This window comes from Actinoplanes italicus (genome assembly GCF_003001815.1).
GTDB classification, from domain to species: Bacteria; Actinomycetota; Actinomycetes; order Mycobacteriales; family Micromonosporaceae; genus Actinoplanes; species Actinoplanes italicus.
Window position 1 is genome coordinate 312,335 of sequence record NZ_PVMZ01000007.1, and the last position, 26,169, is coordinate 338,503.

Below are 26,169 nucleotides of genomic sequence, written 5' to 3' on the forward strand. Positions count from 1 at the left end.
GTTTCCGCCGGGCGCCTCGCGTTCGTAGGATCCTCTCGATCACTTGCGCCGATAACGCACAGTGGACGTGCGATCCCACAGCGAGAGGCCACCAGAGTGACAGCAGTTCAGACGGCACCACGGGCGGCGCTGACCCGCCTCTCCGGGATGCGGCACACCTCCCCCGGCCGTCTGCAGCTGCTGCTCGCCATCCTGCTCGTGCTCGCCGGTCTGACCGGCCTGACCGCCGGGCTGGCCGCCCGCTCCGCCACCGTCGGCACCTCCGACCTGCGCGACCGGGCCCAGCCGCTGCTCGCCGAGGCGGAGATCATCTACTCCTCCCTGGCCGACGCCGACACCACCGCCGCGCAGGCGTTCATCACCGGCGGCCTGGAGCCGCCCGAGCTGACCCGGCGTTACGACGAGAAGATCGCCGCGACCGCCACCGCTCTCACCTCCGCGGCCCGCCGGGTCCCCGCCGAGGGCCGGGCGGCCGAGGCGATCCGGTCCATCTCGACCGGCCTGGGGGACTACACGGCTCTGGTGGCGACGGCGCGGGCGATGAACCGGCAGGGCAGACCCGTCGGCTCCTCCTATCTGGCGACCGCCTCCGCGCTCAACCGCGACACCCTTCAGCCGCAGGCCGAGATCCTGTTCGACGAGGCCCGCAGCGAGGCGCAGAACACCTACGACGACGCCCGCAGCACCGGGTGGCTGATGTCGGTGCTGACACTGGTGGTGGTTCTCGGCGCCGTCCTGGTGTGGGCCCAGGCCTACCTCAGCCGCACCACTCGCCGCACCTTCAACGTGCCGCTGCTCATCGCGACCGGCCTGACCGTGCTCATGGCGCTGATCGGCACCGGGGTGTTCGCGCATCAGTGGACCCGGCTGGCCGACGCCGACCGGGAGGGGTCGGCGGCGCTGGAGGAGCTCGCCCAGCGACGGATCCTGGTGCTGCGCGAACGAGCCGACGAGGCGCTCACCCTGGCCGCCCGGTCGGGCCACGGCCCGCTCGAGGAGGACTTCAAGAAACTTCAGGAGCGGGTCAGCTTCTCCGGGAAGGACCTCGACGCGGTCGGCGCGCTGATGGGGACCGCGCGGCAGCGGCACGACGAATACCTCGACCTGCACCGGCGGATCCGGGAACTGGACGACGGCGGGAAGTACGAGGACGCCGTGAAACTCGCCGTCAGCGAGGAGTCGGCACGGACGTTCGACGGGCTCACCGCGGTTCTGGACGAGGCGATGGCCGACCGGCGTGCGGCGTTCGACGACCGGATCCGCTCGGCCGGGCGTGGACTGGGCCTGCTCACGGTGCTGGGTCCGCTGCTCGCTCTGGCGGTCGGGGTGTTCGCGGCGAGCGGGCTGCGCGCCCGGCTGGAGGAGTACCGCTGATGCGTACCAGAATCGGTCTCGTCATGTCCGTGCTGCTGGTGACCGGGCTGACCGCCTGCACCGACGCATCGCCCGAGACGCCCCGGGCGGCTCCCTCTAACGCCCCCGCGACCACCGCTCCGGCCTCTGCCGCACCGCAGACCTGTGACCCTCGGACCAGCTTCCGGCCCCAGGGCGCGCAGCCCGCCGCCGGGAAGATGCCGGCCGGGTCGCACATGAAGACGATCCTCGACCGGGGCCGGCTGATCCTCGGCACCAACCAGGGAACCCTGCTGTTCAGCTCGCGTGACCCGTTCACCGGGCGGATCGAGGGTTTCGACGTGGACATGGGTCGCGAGATCGCGCGGGCGATCTTCGGTGACCCGAACAGGCTGGAGATCCGGGTGATCCCGAACGCCCAGCGGATGGACAGGGTCGAGGACGGGACGGTCGACCTGGTCATCAGCACCATGACCACCAACTGCGCCCGCTGGGAGCGGGTCGACTTCTCCACCGTCTACTACGAGGCCGGGCAGCGCCTGCTCGTCGGCAAGGACTCCAAGGCCCAGCGGATCGAGGACATGGGCGGGCGGCCGGTCTGCTCGGTCAACGGGTCCACCTCCCTGGACAACCTGGCGAAGGTGGAGCCGAAGCCGGTGCTGGTGACCCGGGCCGACTACGGTCTGTGCCTGGTCGCGTTCCAGCTGGGCGAGGCCGAGGCCATCTCCACCGACGACACCATCCTGGCCGGGATGGCGGCGCAGGACCCGTACGCCAAGGTGGTCGGCCCGAAGTTCACCGAGGAGCCGTACGCGATCGCGATCGACAAGAGCCACCCGGAGTTCACCCGGTTCGTCAACGGGGTGCTGGAGCGGGTGCGCGCCGACGGCACCTGGAAGTCGATCCACGAACGCTGGCTGGGCGCGTCCGGCCCGGCTCCGCAGCCACCCCCGGCACGGTACCGATGACGGGCCCGATGCTCGCCGCCGACACCGAACTGGCCCGCCTAGAGAAGGCGGTCGCCGCGATCGCCGCCAACCTGGTGGAACTGGACCAGAACCCGGACCGTCAGGAGCTGGGCCGCATCAGGCTGACCGGCCGGACCGCGACGTTGTGGGCCGACGCCGGGGACGCCCTGGCCCGGCTCTGGCAGGGTCACCGCCAGCTGGGCGAGGTGATCGCGCGCGCGAGGGTGCTGCGCGGCCAGCGCCGGATGAACGACGCCGACCGGGCCGCCTTCCAGCACGAGGTGCTCGGTAGTTCGATCACCCTGTCCACGGCGACCGTGCCGCTGGCGCAGCGCGGGTTGCTCGGTTCCGGGCAGGTCGTCTCCACCTGCAGCCCGGCGGAGCTGCTGGCGGCCATGGAGTCGGCGTTCAACACGGCGGTCGCGGTGGTCACCGGGGCCGGCGAGGCCTGGCGCCGTGCCACGCCGGCCGCCGCCGAGGCTGCCGACGCGCTGCTGCGGGTACGTGACCTCACGCGGCAGGCGGGTGCGGGAGGGCTGGCCGCCGAGGCGAACCGGTTGCTCGACGAAGCCGACCGGCTGCTCGGCGACCTGACCGGAACGCTGCTGTCGGATCCGCTGGGCGCCGACCTCTCCGGGCTGGACCGGGTGCGGACGCTGATCTCCCGGGCGGACGCGGAGCGGACCTCGGCGGCCGAGCTGCGCGCCTCGCTGAGTCAGCGGCTGCGCGACGCCCGGTCGACGGTCGCCGAGATCGAGGCGGCCCAGCAGGCCGCCGACGCGGCACGTGACGCGGTCGCCGGGCGTTTTCCGGATCAAACCATCGTCACGGTACGGGGAAACGACCCCCGCCCCGAGCTGGCCGCGATCGAGGCCCTGGCCGCCGCCGGGCATTGGGCGCTGATCAGTCCCCGTCTGTCGGCGTGGAACCGGCAGGCCCGGGAGCGCCTGGAGACGCTGCGGTCGGCGCAGGCACGCAACGCCGGGCTGCTCGCCGAGCGCAACGAGCTGCGCGGCCGGTTCGACGCGTTCCGGGCCAAGGCGCTGAGCCGCGGCCTCGGCGAGGACACCCGGCTCGACCCGCTCGCACAGACCGCACGGGACGCCCTTCACCAGGCGCCCTGTGATCTCGCGGTGGCACGTGCCGCCGTCGACGCATACCAGGACGCGCTCTCCGCCACCATCGCCGCCCGGGAGGCCCGATGACCCGCTGCAAGCGCAGCAACTGTTCCGGCACGATCGAGGACGGCTACTGCGACACCTGCGGCCTGGCGCCCGTCGCCGCGCCCGCCCGGGTACCGGCGGTGCCGGCCGCCGCTTCCGGCAGGTGCGGCCGCAACGGCTGCGACGGGGCCATCGAGGACGGCTACTGCAACGAGTGCGGGCTGGCAGCGAGCCCGGTACCGGCGCCCCGATCGGGGACCGCCTCGTCGACGCGCGGCAGCAGCAGCGCGTTCTCCTCCCGTACCCGCGGAAGTGGCCGCACCTCCGGAAGCTCCCGGACCGGGTCGGCCCGCCGCTTCGGCGGCGGCCTGGTGGAGATCGCGCCGGTCCGGACCGCGGACCCGGCGACCGCGGTCATGGCGGTGGCCGAGGTGCCCGAGTCCAAGCGGTACTGCGCGAAGTGCGGCAACGCGGTCGGCCGGTCCCGTGGTGACCGGCCCGCACGGACCTCCGGCTTCTGCCCCAGCTGTGGTGAGGCGTTCGACTTCACCCCCAAGCTGACCAAGGGCGACCTGGTCGCCGGGCAGTACGAGATCGTCGGCGCGCTGGCGCACGGCGGCCTGGGCTGGGTCTACCTGGCCATCGACAAGAACGTGTCGGACCGGTGGGTGGTGCTCAAGGGCCTGCTCAACTCCGGTGACGAGGACGCGCTGGCCGCCGCGGTGGCCGAGCAGCGCTTCCTGGCCGAGGTCGAGCACCCGAACATCGTCAAGATCTACAACTTCGTCGAGTACGACGGCGCCGGCTACATCGTCATGGAGTACGTCGGCGGCAAATCGCTCAAGGATCTGCTCAAGGAGCGCCGCGGCGCCGGGGCGGTGGACCCGCTGCCGGTGGACCAGGCGCTCGCCTTCGTGCTGGAGATCATGCCGGCGTTCGGCTACCTGCACGACCGCGGCCTGATCTTCTGCGACTTCAAGCCGGACAACGTGATCCAGTCCGGTGACCAGATGAGGCTGATCGACCTGGGCGGCGTGGTGCACGTCGACGACCAGGAGGCGGCGATCTACGGCACGGTCGGCTACCAGGCGCCGGAGATGGCCACCGCCGGGCCGTCGCCGCAGTCCGACCTCTACACCATCGGCCGTACGCTGGCGGTGCTCACCACCGACTTCCGCGGCTACCAGTCGACCTTCGCGGCCAGCCTGCCGGACCGCAACGAGTTCGACGTCTACCGCGAGCACGAGTCGTTCTACCGGCTCCTGACCCGATCCACGCACACCGACCCGGACGAGCGGTTCGCCGACGCCGCCGAGATGTCCGAGCAGATGCTGGGCGTGCTGCGGCAGGTCCTCGCCACCGGCGGCACCCCGCACCCGGCGGTCTCCCGGCACTTCTCCGGCGAACTGCGCACCGACCTGCGCGACGACCGCGTCCGCTGGCAGGACCTTCCGACCCCCCTGGTCGATCTGAGCGACCCGGCCGCCGGCGTGATCGCCTCGATCACCGCGGCCGACCCGAAGACCGTTCTCGCCCAGCTGGCCTCGGCCCCGCAGGACTCGGTGGAGGTGCGGCTGCGGCAACTGCGTGCCGCCATCGAGATGGGCGACGAGCAGATGGCCGGGCGGCTGCGCGACGGCCTCGCCGACGAGGGCGGGGACTGGCGGACCGACTGGTACGACGGGATCCTGGCCCTGTCCACCGGTGATCACACCCGCGCCCGGCAGCGGTTCGACGCGGTCTGGTCGGCGCTGCCCGGCGAGCTGGCGCCGCAGCTGGCCCTCGGGTTCACCGCGGAGCTGGCCGGCGACGCGGCGACCGCGTGCGGCTACTACGACGTGGTGAGCCGCACCGACCCGTCGTACACCACGGCCGCGGCCGGGCTGGCGCGCTGCCGGCTCGAGACCGGCGACCGGGCGGGTGCGGTCGAGGCCTACAACCGGGTTCCGGGTACGTCCTCGGCGTACCCCATCTCGCAGATCGGCGCGATCCGGGCGCTGGTCCGCTCGCACCGGTCGGCGACGGTCGACATGGACTCGCTGAAGACCGCGGCCGGGCTCATCTCCCGCCTCGAGGTCGAGGCCGCCCAGCTGGCCACCCTGCGGGCGGAACTGCTCGAGCAGGTACTGCGTACTCTCGGCGGCGGCGCCTCGATGAGCGGGGACGTGCTGGCCTCGGTCATCGGCGCCGAGCCGGCCGAGAAACAGCCGGAACGGGATGTGCGGTTCGCGCTCGAGTCGGCGTACCGGGAGATGGCCCGGGCGTCGCAGGGTGTGGAGAAGATCCGCCTGGTGGACCTGGCGAACGCGGTACGCCCGCGGACGCGTACGTGAGAGGGGCGGAACCGCGCCGATGACCTTGACGACCGACTGCGAATCGTGTGAGGACGAGCTCGCCTCCGGCGCTACCTTCTGCGAGGTCTGCGGGCGTAGGCTCGCCGAACCGCCCGTACCCGACGCCGCCCCGGTGGAGCCCGCCGCGGCGGGACGCAAGGACTGCGCGCGGTGCGGAGCGGAGAGTTCCGTGGGCGACGACGGGTACTGCGAGGAGTGCGGCATGATGGCCGGCCGATCCCGCGATCATCTGGAGGCGGACGGCGGTGCGGCCGGAGCGGCGGTCAGCGACCGCGGCCGCCGTCACCACCGCAACGAGGACGCCATGTGGCTGGCCGTCGGCGCCGACGCCGCCGACGTGGTCGTCTCCGACGGCGTCTCGGCCTCGTTCGACCCGGACGCGGCCTCGGACATCGCCGTCCGCGCGGCCGGGGAGCTGCTCGCCGGCGCCCGCCACCCGGACCAGCCGGTCGACACCGCGAACCCGGACGAGACCGTCGACCTGGAGAACCTGGAACGCCCGGCCGGCGCGGTCGGGCTGGCGGGTGCGGTCGCGCACGCCATCACCGGCGCCGCCGCCGCGGTCGCCTCGCTGGCGCACACCGGCGACCCGCGCCGGGCCGCCGCCAACCCGGCCTGCACGATCGTGGCCGCCGCGGTCCGGGGCCCGCACGTCGGCTACGGCTGGGTCGGCGACAGCCGGGTCTACTGGCTCGGCCCGGACGGTCCGGCGGAGCAGCTCACCGAGGACGACTCGTGGGCCACCCACGTGATCGCGATGGGCGCCGACCCGGTGGCGGCGATGAACGATCCGAAGGCGCACGCCATCACGGCGTGGCTCGGCGCGGACGCGGGGCCGGTCCGGCCGCGGGTCCGGTCGTTCACCGCGACCGAACCCGGTCACCTGATCCTCTGCAGCGACGGACTGTGGAACTACCTGCTCGACCCGGCCGAGTTCGGCGACCTGGTGCGTGACTGCCTCGGCGCCGCGAACAACCTGCTGGGGGCGGTGCGGGCGCTGGCCGCCTACGCCAATGCCGCCGGAGGCGCCGACAACATCACCGTCGCCGTGATCCCGGTCCGGCCGGCAGCGGCCGCGACGGAGCCCGAGACCACCGACCTGTCCACCACCAAGGCGTAAGGAGTCCCGAGAGTGTCGTACACCGCCGAGGCCTTCCAGAACGAATACCTCGCCCTGGGTGCGAGCGAAGTCAACGCGATCGTGACCGTCACGTCCAGTGGGGGCGACGGCGGCCGCCGCACCGGAGGCGCCACCGAGATCATCATCGTGGACGCGTCCGGGTCCATGCAGGCCGAGGGCCGGATCGGCGCCGCCCGCCAGGCCGCCAAAGCCGCCGTGGAGTGCATCGACGACGGTGTCCACTTCGCCATCATCGCCGGTGTCAGCACCGCCCAGCAGCTCTTCCCCGAGCCGGGCCGGCTGGCCGTCGCGTCACCGCAGACCCGGGCCGCGGCCTCGCACGCCATCGACCGCCTGCAGGCCAACGGCGGCACCGCGATGGGCGCCTGGCTGCTGCTGGCCGCGCAGCTGTTCGGGCAGCGCCCGGGCGACATCAAGCACGCGATCCTGCTGACCGACGGTGACAACGGCGAGCGGCACGGCTACCTGGACAGCGTCCTGGAACAGATCAAGGAGCAGTTCATCTGCGACTGCCGGGGCGTCGGCGCGAACTGGAAGGTCGCCGAGCTGCGCAAGATCGCCGACAAGATGCTCGGCACCGTGGACATCGTGGCCAAGCCGATGGAGCTGACCGCGTCATTCCAGCAGATGATCACGGCGGCGATGGGCAAGACCGCCGCCGACGTGCAGCTCAAGGTCTGGACGCCGGTCAACGCCTCGGTCCGGTTCGTCAAGCAGGTCGAGCCGCAGGTCGCCGACCTGACCGGCAAGCGGGTCGAGGACGGGCCACGGGCCGGCCGGTACCCGCTCGGCTCGTGGGGTCAGGAGAGCCGTGACTACCACATCTGCGTCGACGTGCCGGCCGGCTCGTCCGGCGACGAGATGCTGGCCGCCCGGGTGCACATCATGGAGGGCGACAACGAGCACGCCCGCGCCCTGGTCCGGGCCGTGTGGACCGACGACACGGCGCTGTCGACCCGGATCAACCGGCAGGTGGCCCATTACACCGGGCAGGCTGAACTGGCCGACGTGATCCAGGCCGGTCTGGCGGCGCGGGAGGCCGGCGACGACCGGACCGCCACCATCAAGTTCGGCCGGGCCGCGCAGCTCGCGCACGCCAGCGGCAACACGGCGACCGAGGAGCTGCTGGCCAAGGTCGTGGAGATCGAGGACGCGGTGACCGGCACGGTCCGGCTGCGGCGCAAGGTCGCGGCCGAGGACGAGATGGCGCTGGACACCCGCTCGACGAAGACGGTCCGTGTGGGGCGCGGCCAGTGACGACGTCCCTCTGCCCGAAGGGCCACATCTCGGCGGAGAGCGACTTCTGCGACACGTGCGGGACCCGGATCGAGGGCGCCTCCCCGCCCACGTTGCCGCTGGTCACCGCGCCGGCCGACCAGCCGCCCGCCCCGGTCAAGGAGAAGTGCCCGAACTGCGGCTATCCGCGCAGCGGGCCGTTCCGGTTCTGCGAGGACTGCGGGTACGACCACAGCACCGGCCGGGTCCCGACGATCGACCCGCTGCCGGTTGCGGCCCCGTCCGGGCCGTGGACGGCCACGATCGACGCCGACGCGGCGTACTTCGCGCTCAACGACATCGAGGGCGTGACGTTCCCGGCAGGTGTCCTGCCGCAGACGATCGAGCTGACGCCGCCGCAGGTACGGATAGGGCGGCGCAGCGTGTCCAAGGGCACCATGCCCGAGATCGACCTGGCCGCCGAGCCCGCCGACCCGGGCGTCTCGCACAACCACGCGCTGCTGACGTTCAGCATCGACGGGGTCTGGCTCGTCTCGGATGTGGGCTCGTCGAACGGCACCTGGATCAACGACGAGGACCAGCCGCTCACCGCGGGTCAGTCCCGGGCCCTGAAGGACGGCGACCAGGTGCACGTCGGCGCCTGGACGACGATCACCATCCGCGCCCCCTACTAGCCTCTCAGAACGGCCAGGGCGGCGTCGCCCAGTCGCGCACTGCGGCTGTACAGCGACGCGCCCGGGCCGGGGTCGGTGCGCCCGTCGAGCCCACGGTAGTCGCCGCCGGCCTCGGTGACGATCAGCGAAGTCGCAGCGAAGTCCCAGATCTGGCCGCTGGTCTGCACCGCCACGTCGAGATCGCCGCGTGCCACCAGCAGGGCCGGCTGGAGAGCCCAGTCACGTTCGCCGGCGGCGTCGATCAGCGCCGTGACCTGCGGGCGGCCCCAGTCGGGGACGACACCGAGACGGCTCTCGGCGAGCTCCGGGGAGTCACCGGCGGCGACGTGGATGCGCCGCTCCCCGGCGATCCGGCCGTCGAGCACCTCGGCCTCCCAGGCGCCCGCGCCGCGTACCGCCCAAAAGATCTTGTTCTGGGCCGGAACGGCCGCGACGCCGACGGTGACCTCGCCGTGGTCCTCCAGCGCGATCAGCACGAGCCAGCGGTCGTCACCCTCGACGAACAGCAGGGTGCCGTCGATCGGGTCGATGATCCAGCGGCGCCCCTCGTTCCCCCGGGTCTCGCCGTGCTCCTCGCCGAGGATCGCGTCGCCGGGCCGGGAGCCGCTCAGGACCTCCCGGATCCGGTCCTCGACGGCCCGGTCGGCGGCGGTCACCACCGAGCCGTCCGCCTTGAGCTCGCGCGACAACCCGGCGAGCGCCGCGAAGTGCCGGAGGCCCTCGGCCGCGCCGGCGAGCGCGGCTTCCAGGGCGATCTTGAGGTCATCGGGGCGGGTGAAGTCGTCGGCCACGCCCCCATCCTGCCCGGACAGACCGGCCGAGGTCTGCGGTAGTCGTGAGAAGTTCACGACTGTTTCAGCGGTCGCTATTGGACAGATTTCCCGCCTAGGGTGTGATCATGCATCGCAGCCGCCTCTTCGGGCTCTTCATCGACACCCCGTCCGCCGAGACTCCCGCCGCGGCTACGTTCTGGGCGGGCGCGTTCGGCACCACCGCCACGCCTGTTCCCGGCGAGGAGGAGTTCATCGCGCTGCGCGACGCGTTCCCCGGTCTGGCCGTGGACGTGCAGTCGGTCGACGACGCGCCCCGCTACCACCTGGACATCGAGACCGACGACGTGCCGGCCGAGACGGACCGGCTGCTGGCGCTGGGCGCGACGATCGTGGCCGACCACGGGGGCCACAAGACGCTGCGCGCCCCGGGTGGTCACCTGCTCTGCGTGGTCCCGGTGCAGAGTGACCAGCGCCTCTTCGAATCGACAGCGCGCAGCTGGACATAGATCGACTAGGATCACCGCCGCTGAAGATCACCGGGGGATCCACATGAAGTCGTACCGTCCTGTTCTGGTCGTCGCCGCCGGTCTGCTCACCGCCGGCTGCACGACCCCGTCCGCACCCGTCCCAGCCGCCGGGACCGGGGCGCCACCGTCCGCCGCGGCCGCGCCGTCCGAGGCCGCGGCGTCGCCGAGCCCCGCCGGCCCGGACGCCCGCGAGCAGCTGATGGCCGCTCTGGAGAAGACGAAGGCCGGCACGTACAAGTTCGTCGTCAGCGGTGACGTGCCGGACTCCAAGAAGGTCGCGGGCTCCGGCGCCTACGACCCGAAGGGCAAGCGGATCTCGGTCAAGTACAAGATCACCGGCGGCGGTGAGAAGGCCACCGCGGCGCAGCGGATCGTGGTCGGCACCGACCTGTACTCACGTCAGAAGGACGGCGAGACCTGGGTCCACCTCGACCTCAAGAGGGTCAAGAAGGACTCGCTGCACTACTACGACATGACCGACCCGACCGGCATGGCACGGTTCGTCTCGTCGGTCGACACGGTCAGCAGCACCGGCCCCAACACGTTCACCGGCACGCTCGACCTCAAGGGCGACAGCTTCAACGAAGGCTTCCTGCCGGTCGGCACCCCGGCCATCTCGGTGCTGTTCGGCGGTGAGGCGACCTTCAGCGCCACCACCGACGCCGCCGGCTGGGTGACCACCATCGGCGTGCAGATGCGCGACAGCGACAGCTCACTGAAGATGATCACCAAGCTGAGCGGCCACGGGAAGTCGTCGGGCGTCAAGAAACCTTCGAACTTCGGTGAGGCATGGGACTTCTACTACGACAAGTGAGGGCCGTTCTGCCGGTCCTCGCCCTGATGCTCGGCGCCGGCTGCGTCAGCCTTCCCGACCGAGGTTCCACGGCGCCGCCGAGCTCGCGGCCGTCGTACCCGGTCGTCGTCGACGAGTTCCGGACGATCCTCGACCGGACCCGGGCGGCGTCGTTCTCGTACACCGTCGAGGCCGACCTGCCGGGCGAGTCGCCGCTGACCGCCTCCGGCGACTACGACCCGACGGGCACCGACCTGACCGGCCTCGACCGGTTCGCCGAGGCGATCAAGGACGTACGCCTCGCCGGGCCGAACCTCTACTGGGTGTACATCCAGACCGACAAACCGTCGGCGGGCGGGGAGTCCTTCATGCCGATCGGGGCGCCCGGCAAGGTGCACGTGTTCTCCCCGTACGGCGGCGCGGTCCGGGTCGACGTGACGACCGACGACGCCGGGTGGGTCACCTCGTTCGTGGTGGAGGCGACCACGGGCAGCTCGGGGATGCGGCTCGCCACGACGCTGACCGCGCACGGCAAGCCGGTCGCCACCGGCTGAGGGCCACCGGGTCTCACACGCCGTCGAACAGGTCGGCGGCCCGGGTGGCCCGCAGCAGCCAGCGCAGATGCGGCTGCGGGTCGTGCAGGTGACAGGTGGCCTGGCGGGACTCGGCCACCCGGCGGGCAGCGACCAGCATGCGCAGGCCGGCCGCGTCGCAGAAGTCCACCCCGGCCACGTCGATGTGGATCTGCCGGACCGGTGCGCTGATGCCGATCAGGTCGTGCACCCGGGTCAGGTCGAACAGCTGGCTCTGCAACGCGTCCACCGACATGGCGTCCAGGCTGCCGCGCAGCGTGATCAGCAGACGGTCACCGTCACGTGAGCCGTCGATCCGGGTACCGGTCACCAGGGCGCCTCCTCAGGCCGGGAACGGACGATGGCCCACACCAGCTTGCCGCCGTGGGCGGGCAACGCACCCCACGACGAGGCCGCCGCGCCCACGATCCGCAGGCCGAGCCCGCGGTCGGACAGCGACGGTCCGAGCGGCCCGGACACCGGGTCGCGCACGCGGGGCAGCGCCGCCTCGCCGTCGTAGACCGCCAGGTGCACGGCGGCCGCGGTTCCGGCGCCGCGCGAGGACACGAACACTTCGATATCGGTACCCGCGTGCTCGGCCGCGTTCACCACCAGCTCGGAGATGACCAGGCGTGCCCGTTCACGCAGATGGTCGAGACCCCACCCGGCGCACGCCTCGGTCACCAGGGTGCGGGCCTGCAGCGCCGCCGCCGGGTCCGGGGGCAGTGCCAGGTGCATCCGGTCCGGCAGCGGGCGGCGCCCGGTCAGCACGGCGCGCGCCTGCGGGACGGTCGCGTACAGCACCAGCCAGTCGCGGGCGCCGAGACGTCGCAGCCGGCGGGCCAGCGGCATCCGGGCCGACACGCAGACCGCGATCGCTATCGGCGGCTGCATCGCCGCACCCTGCGCGCAGACGGTCAGCCACAGCGGGGCGCTGACGGCGTGCGGGTCGCTCAGGTGGTGCAGGTCGACGATCACCCCCGCCGGGTGCTCGGCCAGGCACTTGTCCAGCACCGTCCGGGCCTGCGCGGAGAGGCGACGGTCCCAGCCGCCCCACACCGAGATCTCGATGACCGTGGTGTCGGCGTCGATGACCGCCAGAACCGAGTCCGCCACCTCGTCACCGGACCAGCCGATCAGATGCGGCGATCCCGCGCCCATGCCCCCTACTTCCGGACTTCCGGTGTCTCGCGGTGCCGTCCGGCCGCGATGAATGAATCTCCGCAATTCTTGATTTCTGCGAGCGAAACCGTCAACGGAGATTCACCATCCGCGATGATCAGAGCGCGCTTTGCAGGGCGAGCACCCCCCGATTGACCGCGGTGATGGCCTTCCGGGCGGTCTCCTTCACGCTCGGCGAGGTGGCCGACGCCTCCCTGACCTGGCCGAGAAGGTCGAGGACCTGCCGGGCCCAGCGGACGAAGTCACCGGCCGGCATGTCGTCGTTCTGCCCGCTGGACAGAACCCGGGCCAGCGGCTCGCCGCGGGCCCACCGATACATCGGCCAGACGAAACCGGGGTCGGGCTCACGGGTCAGTGACAGCCCGTGCTCGCTCTCGTCGGCGGCGATCTCGCCCCACAGCTTGGCGCAGGCGTCGACCGCCGCGCTGACCGGGCCCTTGGGCACGGACCCGCGGTCCTCGCCCTCACGACGCGACTCATACAGCACCATCGACACGGCGGCGGCCAGCTCCTCGGGAGCCAGCCCGTCCCAGACTCCCTGCCGCAGGCACTCGGCGACGAGCAGGTCGGCCTCGGACCAGATGCGGCCCAGCATGCGGCCCGCCTCGGTGACCTCGCCGTCGCCGGAGAGGTAGCCGCGGGTGGTCAGCACCGCGCACACCTGGTCGAACGTGCGGGCCAGCGAGCCGGTCCGCCCGGCGACCTTGTCGCGCAGCGCGTCGGTGTCACGCAGCAGCCGGTGCCGGCGCTCGGCCCAGCGGGCGTGATCCTCGCGTTCCGGGCAGGCGTGGCAGGGGTGCTGCCGCAGCTGAACCTTGAGCAGGGCGACCTCGGCGTCCTCGCCCGGGTTGGCCCGGCTGCGGCCACTGCGGCGGCGATCCGGGTGACGGTCCAGACCGGTGGCGCTGACCTGGGCGGCCAGGTCGCGGCGAGCGCCGGGCGAGCGGTGGTTGAAGTTGCGGGGCACCCGCACCCGGGCCAGCACCTCGACATCGCCGGCGAAGTCGCCCGGGCTGACCCGGCCGGACCACCGATCCTGGGTGAGCACCAGCGGACGCGGCTCGCCGAACCCGACAGCGGCCGGCTCCAGAACCACGGCCAGACCGGCCCGGCGGCCCTGCGGCACCCGGATCACGTCCCCGATACGCAGTTTCTCCAGCGAGGAGACGGCGGCCGACCGTCGCTGCTGCACGCCCTGGCGGGCCAGCGACTTCTCCCGGTCGGCGATGGCGACCCGCAGCCCGAAGTACTCGTCGAAGTCGCCGTGATGGCAGGTGGCATCGGCGTCGTACGACTGCATGGTCTCGACGTTGCGCTGCACCTGGCGGGCCAGGCCGACCACCGAGCGGTCCGCCTGGAACTGGGCGAAGGAGGACTCCAGCAGCTCACGCGACTTCTCCGCGCCGACGCTGCCGACCAGGTTGACCGCCATGTTGTAGGACGGCCGGAACGAGGAACGCAGCGGGTAGGTGCGGGTGGAGGCGAGCCCGGCCACGTGCCGCGGGTCGATGTCGGGGCTCCACAGCACCACGGCGTGGCCCTCGACGTCGATGCCGCGGCGGCCGGCCCGGCCGGTGAGCTGGGTGTACTCCCCCGGAGTCAGGTCGACGTGCGCCTCCCCGTTGAATTTGACCAGCCGCTCCAGCACCACGCAGCGGGCCGGCATGTTGATGCCCAGCGCCAGGGTCTCGGTGGCGAAGACCGCCTTGACCAGGCCCTTGACGAAACACTCCTCGACCGCCTCCTTGAAGGCGGGCAGCATGCCGGCGTGGTGGGCGGCGACGCCGCGCTCCAGCCCGTCGAGCCACTCCCAGTAGCCCAGGACGGACAGGTCGTCGGAGGGCAGGTGGGCCACCTTGGCCGAGACGATCCGCCGGATCTCGGCCCGCTCGTCGGGGTCGGTGAGGCGCAGCCCCGCGGCCAGGCACTGCTGGACGGCCGCGTCACAGCCGGCCCGGCTGAAGATGAACAGGATGGCCGGGAGCAGGCCGGCCCGCTCGAGGCGGTCGACGACCTCGGCGCGCGGCGGTGGCTGCCAGCGCTTGCCGCGCCCGCCTTTCCACCCGGTGGCCGCCCGGTCGGTGAAATCGAGCCGCCGGTCCATCTCGCGGGTGTAACGCAGCAGCTCGGGGTGGACGTCGTGTTTCCTGGCCGCGTCGGCGTCGTGGAACAGGTCGAACATGCGCCGCCCGACCAGCATGTGCTGCCAGAGCGGGACCGGCCGGTGCTCGCTGACCACCACCTCGGTCTCGCCGCGGACGGTGACCAGCCAGTCGGCGAACTCCTCGTAGTTGCTGACGGTCGCCGACAGCGAGACCAGCGTGACCGAGGCGGGCAGGTGGATGATCACCTCTTCCCAGACCGCGCCACGGAACCGGTCGGCGAGGTAGTGCACCTCGTCCATCACCACGTAGGCCAGGTTGCGCAGCTGGTCGGAGCCCGAATACAGCATGTTGCGCAGCACCTCGGTGGTCATCACCACCACCGGAGCGTCGCCGTTGATCGCGTTGTCACCGGTGAGGAGACCGACCTTGTCGGCGCCGTGGCGGGCCACCAGATCGTGGTACTTCTGGTTGGACAGCGCCTTGATGGGGGTGGTGTAGAAGCACTTGCGCTCGCCGGAGCGCAGCGCCAGGTGCACCGCGAACTCACCGACGACCGTCTTGCCGGCGCCGGTCGGGGCGCAGACCAGCACGCCGTTGCCCCGCTCCACGACCTCGCACGCCTCGCGCTGGAAGTCGTCGAGGTCGAAGCCCACGTCGAGCATGAAATCGTCGAGGGCCGGGTAGGTGGCGACCCGCGCCGCCCGCCGCTTGGATGCCGCATATTTCTCGGCGGGACTCGTCATGAGCACAAGGCTAGTTCGTGGGTATGACAAAACGCAGCACGGTTATGGGGCCGTCGGGAGCGGTGCGACGGGTCGGTAAGGTGCACCACGTGCCGCATGCCTCGAATCCCCCTCCCCATCCGGTGCGCCCCATCGAGGCCGTGCTGTTCGACTTCCACGGCACGCTGGCTCAGGTGGAGGATCCGCTGACCTGGGTGCAGGCTGCGGCGGCGGCCTGCGGCGCCGAGCTGGACCGGGGCAAGGCGACGATTCTGGCCGACCGGCTGATGACCGCGGGCCGGGCCGGTGGTCCGACGCCGCACCGGGTTCCACCGCATCTGGCCGAGCACTGGGCCGACCGCGACCTCTACGCGCACAGCCACCGGGCCGCCTACACCGGACTGGCCGCGACCGTGCCGACGGATGTTGCGGGTCTGGCCGACGCCCTCTACGAGCGCCTGCTGATCCCGGACGGCTGGCTCCCCTACCCGGACACCGAGCCGACGCTGCGCAAACTCCACGAGGCGGGAGTGAAGGTGGCGGTGGTCAGCAACATCGCCTTCGACATCAGGCCGCTGTTCGGCTCGTGGGGCCTGGACGGCCTGGTCGACGCGTTCGTGCTCAGCTACGAGATCGGGCGGATCAAACCCGACCCGGCGATCTTCTACCGGGCGTGCGGCCTGCTCGGGGTGGACCCGGAGCACGCGATCATGGTCGGTGACACCCCGGCCGACGCGGGCGCCGTCAAGGCCGGTTGTGCCGCCCTGGTGCTCCCGGCCGCCGATCCGGGCAAGCCCAACGGACTGGGGGCCGTGCTGTCACTGGCCCTGCCCCATCAGGCGTAACGGTCCAGGACGGTCCCGCGGCGGCCCTTGCGGGCGGCGGCCTCGGCGACCGCGGCCGGCGACTCGGCCGACGGGTTGACGGCGGCTTCGGCCATCGCCTTGAACGCCTGCTTGGCGCTGCCGAAAACCGAGTTCGCGAGGCCGGCGACGGACGAGACGTTGGTGCTGATCGAGTTCGTCATGCCTCTCCGTTCGGCCGCTCCGGCGGAATCTGACCGCCGGCTCACCGGAGCAACCGGACCGCACCCGGCGCACAGCTCACCTCGACCGGCAGCGGGCCGAGCCGCTCGCCGTCGGCGTACGAGACGATGCCCTCCGCTTGGATCCGCACCTCACGCCCCCGCAGCACGGTGACCCTCGGATCACGGACGTGCGTGCCCTGCCGCAGCCGCGGCTTGAGCCGGGCGATGCCGATCCGCCCCAGCGGCGCCGCGAGGATCACGTCGAGCAGGCCGTCGGCGGGATCGGCGTCGGGCAGGATCCGCATCCCGCCGCCATAGCTCGCACAGTTACCCACGGCGACGATCTCCGAGGTGAAGGAGTACTCCGTCCCGTCCACCGACACCGTGTAACCGCGCGCCCGGAGCCGGGCCAGCTCCAGCATGATCGCGAGGTCATAACGGCGTGGCCCGCGCGGCCGGCGCATCCGGTTGGCCCGCTCGTTGACGAGCGCGTCGAATCCCGCGGCAAGGACCGCACAGAACCACCGTCGCTCACCGTGAGCATCGAGAGTCCGGGCCAGATCAAACCGGTGGGCACGCCCATCCCGCAGCGCCGCGCTTATCCCCTCCGCCGCCTTCAACGGATCATGCGGTACGCCCACCGCGTTCGCGAAGTCGTTCCCGGTACCGGCCGGCACCACCCCGAAGCCGACCGGCTGCCCGGCGACCGACTGCAGGGCACGATGCACCGTGCCGTCCCCACCGACCGCGACGACGGCCACCGCCCCCTCAGCGACCGCGTCATGGCAGGCCCGCTCCGCTTCCAGGCCGCTGCCGGCCACCAGCGGCCGCACCGGATGCCCGGCCGCACCGAGGGCCTGCAGAACCCCCGGCAGCAGACCGCGGTGCCGGCCACGCCCCGCCGAGGGGTTGGCCAGCACCGCGATGAAGTCACTCGTCACAGCCGCAGACGGTACCGCGTGCCGGCCGTCGAACCCCCGGCTGTGGCTAGGACGCCAGCCGGGGCCGCAGATAACGTTCGGCCGGCCGCTCGACGGCGACGAACAGCAGATGTGCGGCGCACACCGAGCCGGCCAGCAGCCCGACCGCGAGCGCTGACCGGGCGGCATCGCCGAGGTCCCGGCCGGCCACACCAGCGTCGACGGCTTTGATCAACGGCACGTGGATCAGGTACAGCGCGAACGAGCGGTCACCCAGCGCGACCAGCGACGGCGCCCGCAACGGCGTCCGATCGCCCCTGAGGTCGGCGCTCGCCGCGGCCGCGATGACGGCGAGGAAGAAGGGCAGCAGCACCGAGTCGGTGAGGATTCTCGGGATCTCGCCCTCGCTGTCGTGCGGGGCGAACAGCACCAGTGCCAGGTAGGCGCCGACGCCGCCGGCGGCCGGGATCCAGGTCGGCCACGGCGCCCGCCAGCCTCGCCGGATCGCACACGCGAGCAGGATGCCGAGCCCGAACTCGCCGAGCCGGTACAGCGGATTGAGGTAGAGCAGGAAGCCCCAGGTGGTGTCGGGCGCGACCGCGACGACGGCGAGCGCGGCCACCACCATGAGCGTAACCGTGAAAGCGGCGAGAACGCGCAGGCGCTCCTGCCACCGGCGGGCCACCCGGATCAGGACGGGGAACACGGCGTAGAAGAAGGCCTCCGCCGCGAGCGACCAGGACGGCCCGTTGAAGGCGTAGTGCCACGCCGGGCTCGGAATCCAGACGTGTGTACAGGTCAGCACGAAGGTAAGGGCACCCCAGACCGGTTCGGCCCCGGCCAGGTAGATCACCGGAATGGTGAGGACGGTGACGACGGCGTGCGCGGGCCAGATCCGGGCGAACCGGCGGCCGTAGAAGCGGCGGGCGGTGTCGCCGGGCCGGGCCGTCCAGGCCAGCACGAAGCCGGACAGGGTGAAGAAGAAGGCGACGCCGGCGTATCCCAGGCCGACCGCCTCGTCGATCAGGTGCGGCAGATCGAGTTCGGCGCTGAGATGGACCAGCACGACGACCGCCGCGGCGAAGAACCGGAGACTGGTCAGCGAGTTCAGGCGAGCCGCCGGGACCCCGCTGTCGGGCGTTGGCATCGGGTCCTTCCTGCCGGACCGAGCCGCCGGACGTGGCATGGCCGCCATCTGATGCTAGGCAGCGACACCTCCGGTTTCTCCCGATTCGGTGGACCCGTCCGCGGGAAACAGCGCAGCCCTGGGAACCAAGGTCCCAGGGCTGCGGCCGTGCACGTTGAATCTCTCAGGTCATGTCGTCGTATCTACGCTCGATCGGCCTCGGCTCCTGCACCGGGGTCGGGGCGTCGATCGCGGTGGCCGGCTCGATCCGGTCGGACACACCCACCGGAACCTTCTCCTCCTCGAGCGGCGATGTCTCGTCGTCGTCGAGGTCGGAGTAGATCTCCTTGCCCCGGCCCTTGCGCCTGTCGTTGAGCACCGCGACACCGCACGCGATGAAGTAGAGCAGCGACATGCAGGCCGCGAGCAGCGTCATCCCGAACGGTCCGGGGTCGGGGGTGGCGATCGCGGCGAACGCGAACGACACGAAGATCATGGTCCGCCACCAGCTGAGCAGCCTGCGGCCGGTCACCACGCCGGTGAAGTTCAGCATCAGCAGCACGAGTGGGAACTCGAACGCCACACCGAACAGCAGGATCATCATGGTGACGAACTCGATGTAGGCCGTCACCTCGAGCTGCTGCGACTCCTGGAGCACGCCGTATTCCATGACGAACTCGAGGCTGTGCTGCACCACGAAGTAGGCAAGCACCGCACCGCCGGCGAACAGCGGGGCGGCGATCGCGACGAACACGTACGCCCATTTGCGCTCGTGCCGGTGCAGACCCGGGGCGATGAACGCCCACAGCTGATAGAGCCAGACCGGGCCACCGATGATCAGACCGAGCCACAGGGCGATCTTCAACCGGAGGATCACCGTGTCGACGGGGCCCAGGGTGATGAACTTGCACTCCGACAGGCCCGCGGCGTTCAGCACCCAGGACGTGTCCAGAGAGCAATACGGCCCCTTGAGCACGTCGAACGCCCACTTCGACAGGAGCAGGCCGACGATCAACCCGACCACGATGCCGATCGACGCGAAGAACAGCCGGTTCCGCAGCTCGCGGACGTGCTCGATCAGCGTCATGGAGCCGTCGGCGGCCTGCTGGAACTTCGTCGGTCCCTTTTTCTTACGCAGGCTCAGTGCCATCGGCCCGGGTCAGCGGTCGTTGGTGCGGTTCTGCACCGCGGGGTCGACATACGGCTGGGCCGGCGGCTGCTGGTAGCCCGGCTGGGGCTGCTGCTGGTAACCGGCGGGCGGCGGCTGCTGCTGGTAGCCCGGCTGCTGGTAGGGCTGCTGAACGTCACCCTGCAGAGGCTGGCGGCTGTACTGCGGCTCGGCCTTCTCCGCGACGTCGTTGTTGTCGTCGACGAGGCCCTTGGTCTCCGCTTTGATGATCCGCAGCGAGCGCCCGAGGGACCGCGCCGCGTCCGGCAGCCGCTTCGCGCCGAAGAGCAGCACGAGCACGATGACGAGGACGATGATGTGCCAGGTCTGAAAGGCACCCATGGGAGACTCCAGTCGGTCGGATCAGGTTGCGGGGTCCATCGTACGTGTGGATCCGGGTGATGTTGCCCTGCGGATGCCTCGGGTTTCTTATGATCTTGGTAAGGCTGGACAACAGGTCGGTAACCTCCCGGTCACCGGCCGCGGGCCGCCTGAATCTCGGCGATCTTGTCCTGGGCGCGCTCGGCCCGCTCCTGCACACCGAGCACCGTCTCCTGCAGCCGCTCGGCACCGGCCTGCAGCAGCATCGCCTCCTCCTGGCGCCGCTGCAGCCGCGTCGCGGCCCGGCGCAGACCGGAGAGACGCCCGGCAACCCTCGACGCGGCGAAGATCAGGACGAACAGCGCGACCACCACCACGGCGATCCAGACCCACATCAGCACGCGCTAAACCCTAGCGGCCCGCGCCGGAGTCCGCCCCGAGGGCGTGCGGCGCGGCGTACTGGTCGAGAGCCGTCGCCGCCTGCGCCCGGATCCGGTCCAGCAGCTCCGGCGGGCCGATCACGGTCACGTCGCGGCCCTGACCGGCCAGGAACCGCTGCGCCCAGCCGAGGTCGGTCACCCGCATGGTGACCAGCCACTCCGGGCTGTCCTTGAGCACCTGTTCGACCGGGTAGTACTCGGTGATCCACCGGCCGCCGCGGCCCACCCGCAGGGTGACCAGCGGCAGTTCCGGGCCGGGGTGGAAGACGCCGCCGCTCACGTCGTGCGGCACCGCCCCGACCGGCGGCGCGGACGGCTCGGTCAGCTCGGTGAAGCCGTCGATCCGGTCGATCCGGAACAACCGGGTCGCCTCGGCCCGGCGGCACCACGCCTCGAGGTAGTTGAAGCCGCCGACCATGAGCATCCGCATCGGGTCGACCACCCGGTCGGTCGTCTCGTCCCGGGCCGAGGTGTAGTAGGTGAGCCGCAGCGCGTGCCCCGAGTCCACCGCCGCGCGGATCGCGGCGAGTTTCTTCTGGTTGGCCGGCAGCCGGACCGCGACCGGGGCGTCGGCCAGGTCACCGGCCGCGTTCTCGATCTTGGCGAGCGCCCGCTCGATCCCGTCGCGGGTGCCGATGCCGGGCGTCTCGGCCAGCATCCGCAACGCCACCACCAGGGCGAGCGCCTCGTCCGGGTTCAGCCGCAGCGGCTTGTCCATCCCGGCGTCGTGGCTGATCGTCACGTGGTCGCCGTCGATCGCCATGTCGATCAGGTCACCGGGTCCGTAGCCGGGCAGGCCGCACACCCAGAGCAGCTCCAGGTCCTCGCGCAGCTGCTTGTCGGTGACCCCCAGGTCGGCGGCCGCCTCGGAGATCAGGATGCCGGGCCGGGCCAGGAGGTACGGAACCAGGTTGAGCAACCGGCCGAGCCGGTCCGCCGACGGCGTCCGCTGCGTGCTCATGCCGTCACCGCCGGGGTCTCGTGCCGGGCGATCAGCTCTTTCAGGTGCTGGATCACGGCCTCACGCAACTCCGGCGGGCCGTCGGCACGGACGTCCGGGCCGTACCCGGCGATCCGTGAGGCGAGCCAGTCCACATCGCCGAAGTTGATGGTGAGCCGGTCCCCGTCCGGTCCCGGCACCACCGAGGCGGCCAGCCGGCGCAGCCCGGCGGCCCGGCCCGGCCGGACGGTGACGACGGCCCGGCCGTTGCGCGCGATCGGACCCGACGACCTGGCCACATGACTGATCAGGTCGGCACCGACCGGCGGCTCGAACGCGTCCGGCCGTCCGGTGGCGCGCACGTCGCCGACGATCCGGGACAGCCGGAAGCAGCGGGTCGCGGCCCGGTCGCGGTCGTGGCCGACCACGTACCACCGGCCGCGCCAGCAGACCACGCCCCACGGCTCGAGCCTGCGGGTGCTCGGCTCGTCGACCTCGGGCACCCGGTACTTGAAGGTCACCGCCCGGCGGTCGCGGGCGGCCGAGGTGAGCGGGCCGAACGACGGGTCGACCGTCACCACCGGCTCCACCCCGAGGGTGGCCTGCGGATCCACCTCGACGCCGGCGGCGCGTAGTTTCGCCAGGCCGGACGACGCGGCGGCGGCCAGCCCGGCGTGTTGCCAGAGGCGGGCCGCGATGCCGACGGCGGCGGCCTCGTCCGGCTCCAGCAGGATGTCCGGCAGCGCGTACTCGCGCTGGGCGATCCGGTAGCCCGGCTCCTGGTCGAAGATGCTGGCCGTACCGGTCTCCAGCGGGACGCCCAGCTCACGCAACTCCGCCTTGTCGCGCTCGAACTTGCGCTGGAACGCCTCGTGATCGCGTGGGTCCGACGGGTCGTGCTCGTAACCGGGCACGGTCGCGGCGATCTGCGCGGCGGTGAGGAACCGTCGCGTGGACAGGAGGCAGATGACCAGGTTTACCAGGCGCTCGGTGCGAGTGCGCGACACGGCCGCAACGCTAGCAGGCGGCGCGGGGCGACGGTTATCCGTCACTGTGCCGGGGAAGACCGCATTCGTGACCTCCACTGGAACCTCGGTAACCGCGCCCGCGGAACCGCCCACGGAATCGGAGAGCGTCGGCACCGTCCTGGTCGCCGGCGCAGCCAATCTGGCCATCTCGGTGGCGAAACTGGTCGCCGGGCTGCTGTCCGGGTCGGCCGCGATGCTCTCCGAGGCGGCCCACTCGCTCGCCGACACCGTCACCGAGGTGTTCCTCTACGTCGCGTTGCGGCGCGGCACCAGACCGGCCGACGAACAACACCCGTTCGGGTACGGCAAGGAGAGCTGGGTCTGGGCGTTCATCGCGGCGATCTTCACCTTCGTCGCGGGCGCCGGATTCTCGATCTACCACGGCATCGTGACGATCGTCGAGGGTGAGCACACCGGGGACTACCTGGTGTCGTACATCGTCCTGGCCGTGGCGTTCGCGGCCGAAAGCGTCTCGTTCGCCAAGGCGCTCAAGCAGGTACGCGGCGCGGCCCGCAAGTGGGACACCACGCCGGGCCGGTACCTGCGGCACACGTCGGACACCACCGTGAAAGCGGTCTTCTTCGAGGATCTCGCGGCGCTCGCCGGTCTGGTGCTGGCCGCGGCGGGACTCGGCCTGGCCCAGGTCACCGGCTCGGAGACGTGGGACGGCATCGCCTCGATCCTGATCGGCCTGCTCCTGCTCGTGGTCGCGGCGGTTCTCGCGCACAGCAACGCGTCGCTGCTGGTCGGGCAGGCCGTACCGCAGCGGATTCACGACCGGATCGCCGCGGACCTGGCCGGTATCGCCGTGGTGACCGCGGTGCCGACGCTGTTCACCATGCGGATCGGGCCCGGCGAGATCCTGGTGGCGGCGAAGGTCGACTTCGCCGACGACGTCCCGGCGGGGGAGATCGAGATCGCCTGCGACGAGGCCGAACGCCGCCTGCGGGACACCTTCCCGGGGATCCGGTACGTGTTCCTGGACCCGACCAGGGGCCGCGACGCCCACAGCGGATAGGGTCGCGGCCATGGTGCGATGGCGGTCCGGGACGGTCCAGGCGGTACGACGCGGCTGGCACGGGGCCGTCGAACTGGACGTCACCACCGGCGACGGACCGGTGCGCGCCCTGGCCTATCCCGAGCTGGTCGGCTCGCCCGAACCCGGCGACCGGGTGCTGCTCAACGTCGGTGCGCTGGTGATGGGGCTGGGCACCGGCGGGTACGCGCTGGTCGTCGCCCTCCCCGACCGGCTGCCCGCAGACCCGGACGGCGACGGTGACACCCGCGACGGCGGTCACCTGGTCAAGGCCCGCTACACCCCGCTGCAGCCGATCCGGCTCGGCGTCGACGAGGAGGCGTCCCCGCACCGGGCCGTGATGGCGGCCGCCGAGTCGATCGACGGCATGCCGGTGATCACGGCCGACCTGCATTCGGCCCTGCCCGCGATCCTGGCCGGGATCCACGCCGACCGCCCCGGCGCGGCCGTCGCCTACGTGATGACCGACGGCGGGGCGCTGCCGGCCTGGTTCTCCCGCACCCTCGACGGGCTGCGCGGGCACCTGGCCGGGACGATCACCACAGGGCAGTCGTTCGGTGGCGACCTCGAGGCGAGCACCGTGCACACCGGGCTGCTGGCGGCGCGGCATGTGCTGCACGCCGACGTGACGATCGTCGCCCAGGGGCCGGGCAATCTCGGCACCGGCACCACGTGGGGGTTCTCCGGGGTGGCACTCGGCGAGGCGGTCAACGCGGTGGCGGTGCTCGGCGGACGGCCGGTCGGCTCACTCCGGATCTCCGACGGCGACGGCCGTGACCGGCACCGCGGCATTTCCCATCACAGCCTCACGGCGTACGGAAAGGTCGCCCTCACCCCCGCCGACCTGCCGGTGCCGGACCGCCTCGAGCCGGCCCTCGCCGCCCTGGTCGACGCCGCGCTCGCCCCGCTTAGCGGACGGCACCGCATCGTCCGCGTCGCCTCCGACGGGCTGGACGCCGCACTCCGCGCCTGTCCCGTGCCGCTGTCCACGATGGGCCGCAAACTGGACCAGGACCACGGCTACTTCCTGTCCGCCGCCGCGGCCGGCCGTCACGCCGCCGCCCTGCTGGACTGACCCGGCTCCCGCGACCGGCCGTCAGGCCGCCGCCCTGCTGGACCGGCCGGCGACCGCGATCCGGTTCCGGCCCGCCCCCTTGGCCGCGTAGAGCGCCGTGTCGGCCCGTCCGAGCAGCTCCTCGGACGTCTCCACGCCGTCCCAGACGGCCAGCCCGGCAGAGAACGTCTGTCCCAGCGGTGTCGCGGTCAGCGCCCGGACCATCGCCCGATGGCCCTCCTCGACGGCAGCGGCGGGCAGCAGCACCACGAACTCCTCGCCGCCGTAGCGGGCGATCACGTCGACGTCACGCAACGCCGAGTGCCACGCCGCGCTCGCCGCCTTGAGCAGCTGGTCGCCGGCCGGATGCCCGTAGGTGTCGTTGTACCGCTTGAAGTGGTCCAGATCCAGGATGGCCACCGAGACCGGCTCACCGTTACGCCGGGCCCGCTCCAGAGCTCGGGGCAGCTCGTCGTTCCAGGCACGGCGGTTCGGCAGCCCGGTGAGCTCGTCCGAGCGGGCCAGTTCGCGGACCTGGCGGGCCTGCCGTTCGACGTGCCGGATGAGCAGCGCCATCCGGGCGACCACCAGCAGGAACAGCACTGCCGAGCAGGCCGCGATGCTCCAGCCGTCGGCCACCCGCCCGGTGGCGGTCTCCGCGGCCAGCACGGCCGGGGCGATCAGCGAGGCCCCGGCCAGCAGCGCGAGCAGGCCCTTGCCGAGCCCGGCCTGGCGGGCGTCGGCGGGCGCCGCCACCTCACGGGCTCCGCCATGCAGACAAGCGACACCGAACAGCACGAACGCCACCAGGAACACCGACTCGAGGCCGCTGTAGAACCACGGGATGCCGATCAGCGCCTCGCCGGTCTCGCCCATGTTGTCCAGGACCACCCAGGCGCTGTCACCGATCAGGAACGCGGACAACGAGCCGGTGATCCACCAGAACGGGGCGCCGCGGCTGCCTCCACTACGCAGCAGGCGGGTGGTCATCGCGATAAGAAGAAGATCACCGATCGGGTACGCCACCTGCGTCGCGTGTGCAAGCCGGTCCATCGGATCGCCCAGATCCACCGGCGCGATCACGTACACCCAGGCCAACAGCCCGAACCCGGTGGTGATGGTGGCCGCGTCGATCAGCGCCGCCCAGTCGGACCGGCGGTCGCGGCGACGGATCAGGACGGTCAGAGCGGCCGCGCAGGCCGGGTAGAGGCCGAGGAAGAACGGGTCGGCCGGTGTCGGCAGGTCGACCAGGCCGTACCAGGACTCCGCGATGTTGCCGACCGCGATGCCGGTGGAGTTGCTGAACACCCCGAGCGCGAACAGCCACCACGGCAGCCGTTCCGGGCGGGGCAGCCGGTGGGCGCCGATCAGCAGCGCGGCGACACCGGCCCAGCCGATCCCGACCTGCCAGCCGGTACGCAACCACAGGTGGTCCGGAAGAAACTGGTATGCGGCGATGGCGAGAGCCGCCATCGCCGCGAAGACCGTCGCGGGCCGTCCGGCCCGCACGCGCTGTTCCGACACGCCCTCAGGAGACCGCACAGCG

The 26,169-nt window shown here is 71.9% G+C and carries 26 protein-coding genes; 13 read left to right on the plus strand and 13 right to left on the minus strand.

Annotated features, from left to right (window positions below; all coding sequences use genetic code 11):
* Positions 1-96: 96 nt before the first annotated feature.
* The 7 genes from CLV67_RS19520 to CLV67_RS19550 are packed head-to-tail and all read left to right on the plus strand — an operon-like array spanning position 97 to position 8,889.
* Positions 97-1,374, plus strand: coding sequence for a hypothetical protein (locus CLV67_RS19520; RefSeq protein WP_239166415.1), 1,278 nt, complete (start codon positions 97-99; stop codon positions 1,372-1,374).
* Positions 1,374-2,321 carry a glutamate ABC transporter substrate-binding protein gene (locus CLV67_RS19525; protein ID WP_106320329.1) on the plus strand — a complete coding sequence of 316 codons (948 nt, stop codon included), beginning with the start codon at positions 1,374-1,376 and terminating at the stop codon, positions 2,319-2,321. The genes CLV67_RS19520 and CLV67_RS19525 overlap by 1 nt, the downstream gene beginning before the upstream one ends.
* Complete coding sequence (locus tag CLV67_RS19530) at positions 2,318-3,526, plus strand: hypothetical protein (RefSeq protein ID WP_106320331.1); 1,209 nt, start codon at positions 2,318-2,320, stop codon at positions 3,524-3,526. Before CLV67_RS19525 ends, CLV67_RS19530 begins: the two co-directional genes overlap by 4 nt.
* Positions 3,523-5,817, plus strand: a complete 2,295-nt coding sequence (locus tag CLV67_RS19535; RefSeq protein WP_106320333.1) for a serine/threonine-protein kinase — start codon at positions 3,523-3,525, stop codon at positions 5,815-5,817. The genes CLV67_RS19530 and CLV67_RS19535 overlap by 4 nt, the downstream gene beginning before the upstream one ends.
* Before the next feature lie 19 nt (positions 5,818-5,836).
* A complete protein-coding gene (locus CLV67_RS19540) occupies positions 5,837-6,958 on the plus strand; it encodes a PP2C family protein-serine/threonine phosphatase (protein ID WP_106320335.1) in 1,122 nt (373 codons plus the stop codon).
* A gap of 12 nt (positions 6,959-6,970) precedes the next feature.
* Positions 6,971-8,236 (plus strand): vWA domain-containing protein, encoded by a 1,266-nt coding sequence (locus CLV67_RS19545; protein ID WP_106320337.1) that lies wholly within the window; start codon positions 6,971-6,973, stop codon positions 8,234-8,236.
* Complete coding sequence (locus tag CLV67_RS19550; RefSeq protein WP_106320339.1) at positions 8,233-8,889, plus strand: double zinc ribbon and FHA domain-containing protein; 657 nt, start codon at positions 8,233-8,235, stop codon at positions 8,887-8,889. Before CLV67_RS19545 ends, CLV67_RS19550 begins: the two co-directional genes overlap by 4 nt.
* Here the strand turns inward: CLV67_RS19550 and CLV67_RS19555 are convergent.
* On the minus strand, positions 8,886-9,680 hold the full coding sequence (locus tag CLV67_RS19555) for an inositol monophosphatase family protein (protein ID WP_106320341.1): 795 nt from the start codon (positions 9,678-9,680) through the stop codon (positions 8,886-8,888). The genes CLV67_RS19550 and CLV67_RS19555 overlap by 4 nt on opposite strands.
* A gap of 107 nt (positions 9,681-9,787) precedes the next feature.
* Here CLV67_RS19555 and CLV67_RS19560 point away from each other — a divergent pair, with 107 nt between their 5' ends.
* Genes CLV67_RS19560 through CLV67_RS19570 form a run of 3 tightly spaced genes read left to right on the plus strand, consistent with a single transcriptional unit; the run spans position 9,788 to position 11,536 of the window.
* A complete protein-coding gene (locus CLV67_RS19560) occupies positions 9,788-10,168 on the plus strand; it encodes a VOC family protein (protein WP_106320613.1) in 381 nt (126 codons plus the stop codon).
* Between the two features lie 43 nt (positions 10,169-10,211).
* Positions 10,212-11,003 (plus strand): hypothetical protein, encoded by a 792-nt coding sequence (locus CLV67_RS19565; RefSeq protein ID WP_106320343.1) that lies wholly within the window; start codon positions 10,212-10,214, stop codon positions 11,001-11,003.
* Positions 11,000-11,536 (plus strand): hypothetical protein, encoded by a 537-nt coding sequence (locus CLV67_RS19570; protein WP_106320345.1) that lies wholly within the window; start codon positions 11,000-11,002, stop codon positions 11,534-11,536. Before CLV67_RS19565 ends, CLV67_RS19570 begins: the two co-directional genes overlap by 4 nt.
* A 13-nt stretch (positions 11,537-11,549) precedes the next feature.
* On the opposite strand, the gene CLV67_RS19575 is transcribed toward CLV67_RS19570, so the two are convergent.
* From CLV67_RS19575 to CLV67_RS19585, 3 genes are all read right to left on the minus strand, one after another.
* The gene (locus CLV67_RS19575) at positions 11,550-11,885 is read right to left on the minus strand and encodes an STAS domain-containing protein (protein ID WP_239166416.1); all 336 of its coding nucleotides are present in this window, start codon (positions 11,883-11,885) and stop codon (positions 11,550-11,552) included.
* Complete coding sequence (locus CLV67_RS19580; RefSeq protein WP_106320349.1) at positions 11,882-12,715, minus strand: ATP-binding protein; 834 nt, start codon at positions 12,713-12,715, stop codon at positions 11,882-11,884. The genes CLV67_RS19575 and CLV67_RS19580 overlap by 4 nt, the downstream gene beginning before the upstream one ends.
* A gap of 118 nt (positions 12,716-12,833) precedes the next feature.
* The gene (locus CLV67_RS19585) at positions 12,834-15,584 is read right to left on the minus strand and encodes a DEAD/DEAH box helicase (protein WP_106320351.1); all 2,751 of its coding nucleotides are present in this window, start codon (positions 15,582-15,584) and stop codon (positions 12,834-12,836) included.
* Positions 15,585-15,664: 80 nt separating this feature from the next.
* On the opposite strand from CLV67_RS19585, the gene CLV67_RS19590 reads away from it, so the two are divergent.
* The gene (locus CLV67_RS19590; RefSeq protein ID WP_373873162.1) at positions 15,665-16,408 is read left to right on the plus strand and encodes an HAD family hydrolase; all 744 of its coding nucleotides are present in this window, start codon (positions 15,665-15,667) and stop codon (positions 16,406-16,408) included.
* On the opposite strand, the gene CLV67_RS19595 is transcribed toward CLV67_RS19590, so the two are convergent.
* The 8 genes from CLV67_RS19595 to CLV67_RS19630 form a co-directional block, all read right to left on the minus strand.
* Entirely contained in the window at positions 16,399-16,590 is a 192-nt protein-coding gene (locus CLV67_RS19595; RefSeq protein ID WP_106320355.1) for a hypothetical protein, read from the minus strand. The genes CLV67_RS19590 and CLV67_RS19595 overlap by 10 nt on opposite strands.
* A gap of 41 nt (positions 16,591-16,631) precedes the next feature.
* Entirely contained in the window at positions 16,632-17,531 is a 900-nt protein-coding gene (locus CLV67_RS19600) for a diacylglycerol/lipid kinase family protein (RefSeq protein ID WP_239166418.1), read from the minus strand.
* 46 nt (positions 17,532-17,577) lie between these two features.
* Entirely contained in the window at positions 17,578-18,657 is a 1,080-nt protein-coding gene (locus CLV67_RS53425; protein ID WP_239166419.1) for an acyltransferase family protein, read from the minus strand.
* Between the two features lie 163 nt (positions 18,658-18,820).
* Complete coding sequence (gene tatC / locus CLV67_RS19610) at positions 18,821-19,786, minus strand: twin-arginine translocase subunit TatC (protein ID WP_106320359.1); 966 nt, start codon at positions 19,784-19,786, stop codon at positions 18,821-18,823.
* 9 nt (positions 19,787-19,795) lie between these two features.
* Entirely contained in the window at positions 19,796-20,146 is a 351-nt protein-coding gene (gene tatA / locus CLV67_RS19615) for a Sec-independent protein translocase subunit TatA (RefSeq protein WP_106320361.1), read from the minus strand.
* Positions 20,147-20,277: 131 nt separating this feature from the next.
* A complete protein-coding gene (locus CLV67_RS19620) occupies positions 20,278-20,520 on the minus strand; it encodes a hypothetical protein (protein ID WP_170153934.1) in 243 nt (80 codons plus the stop codon).
* Between the two features lie 16 nt (positions 20,521-20,536).
* A complete protein-coding gene (locus tag CLV67_RS19625; RefSeq protein ID WP_106320365.1) occupies positions 20,537-21,526 on the minus strand; it encodes a helix-turn-helix transcriptional regulator in 990 nt (329 codons plus the stop codon).
* A complete protein-coding gene (locus tag CLV67_RS19630) occupies positions 21,523-22,512 on the minus strand; it encodes a helix-turn-helix transcriptional regulator (RefSeq protein ID WP_106320618.1) in 990 nt (329 codons plus the stop codon). Before CLV67_RS19630 ends, CLV67_RS19625 begins: the two co-directional genes overlap by 4 nt.
* A 67-nt stretch (positions 22,513-22,579) precedes the next feature.
* Here CLV67_RS19630 and CLV67_RS19635 point away from each other — a divergent pair, with 67 nt between their 5' ends.
* Together CLV67_RS19635 and CLV67_RS19640 are read left to right on the plus strand one after the other, a co-directional pair.
* The gene (locus CLV67_RS19635) at positions 22,580-23,551 is read left to right on the plus strand and encodes a cation diffusion facilitator family transporter (protein WP_239166420.1); all 972 of its coding nucleotides are present in this window, start codon (positions 22,580-22,582) and stop codon (positions 23,549-23,551) included.
* 10 nt (positions 23,552-23,561) lie between these two features.
* A complete protein-coding gene (locus CLV67_RS19640; RefSeq protein ID WP_106320369.1) occupies positions 23,562-24,644 on the plus strand; it encodes a DUF3866 family protein in 1,083 nt (360 codons plus the stop codon).
* Positions 24,645-24,665: 21 nt separating this feature from the next.
* On the opposite strand, the gene CLV67_RS19645 is transcribed toward CLV67_RS19640, so the two are convergent.
* The gene (locus CLV67_RS19645; protein WP_239166421.1) at positions 24,666-26,147 is read right to left on the minus strand and encodes a GGDEF domain-containing protein; all 1,482 of its coding nucleotides are present in this window, start codon (positions 26,145-26,147) and stop codon (positions 24,666-24,668) included.
* Positions 26,148-26,169 lie beyond the last annotated feature (22 nt).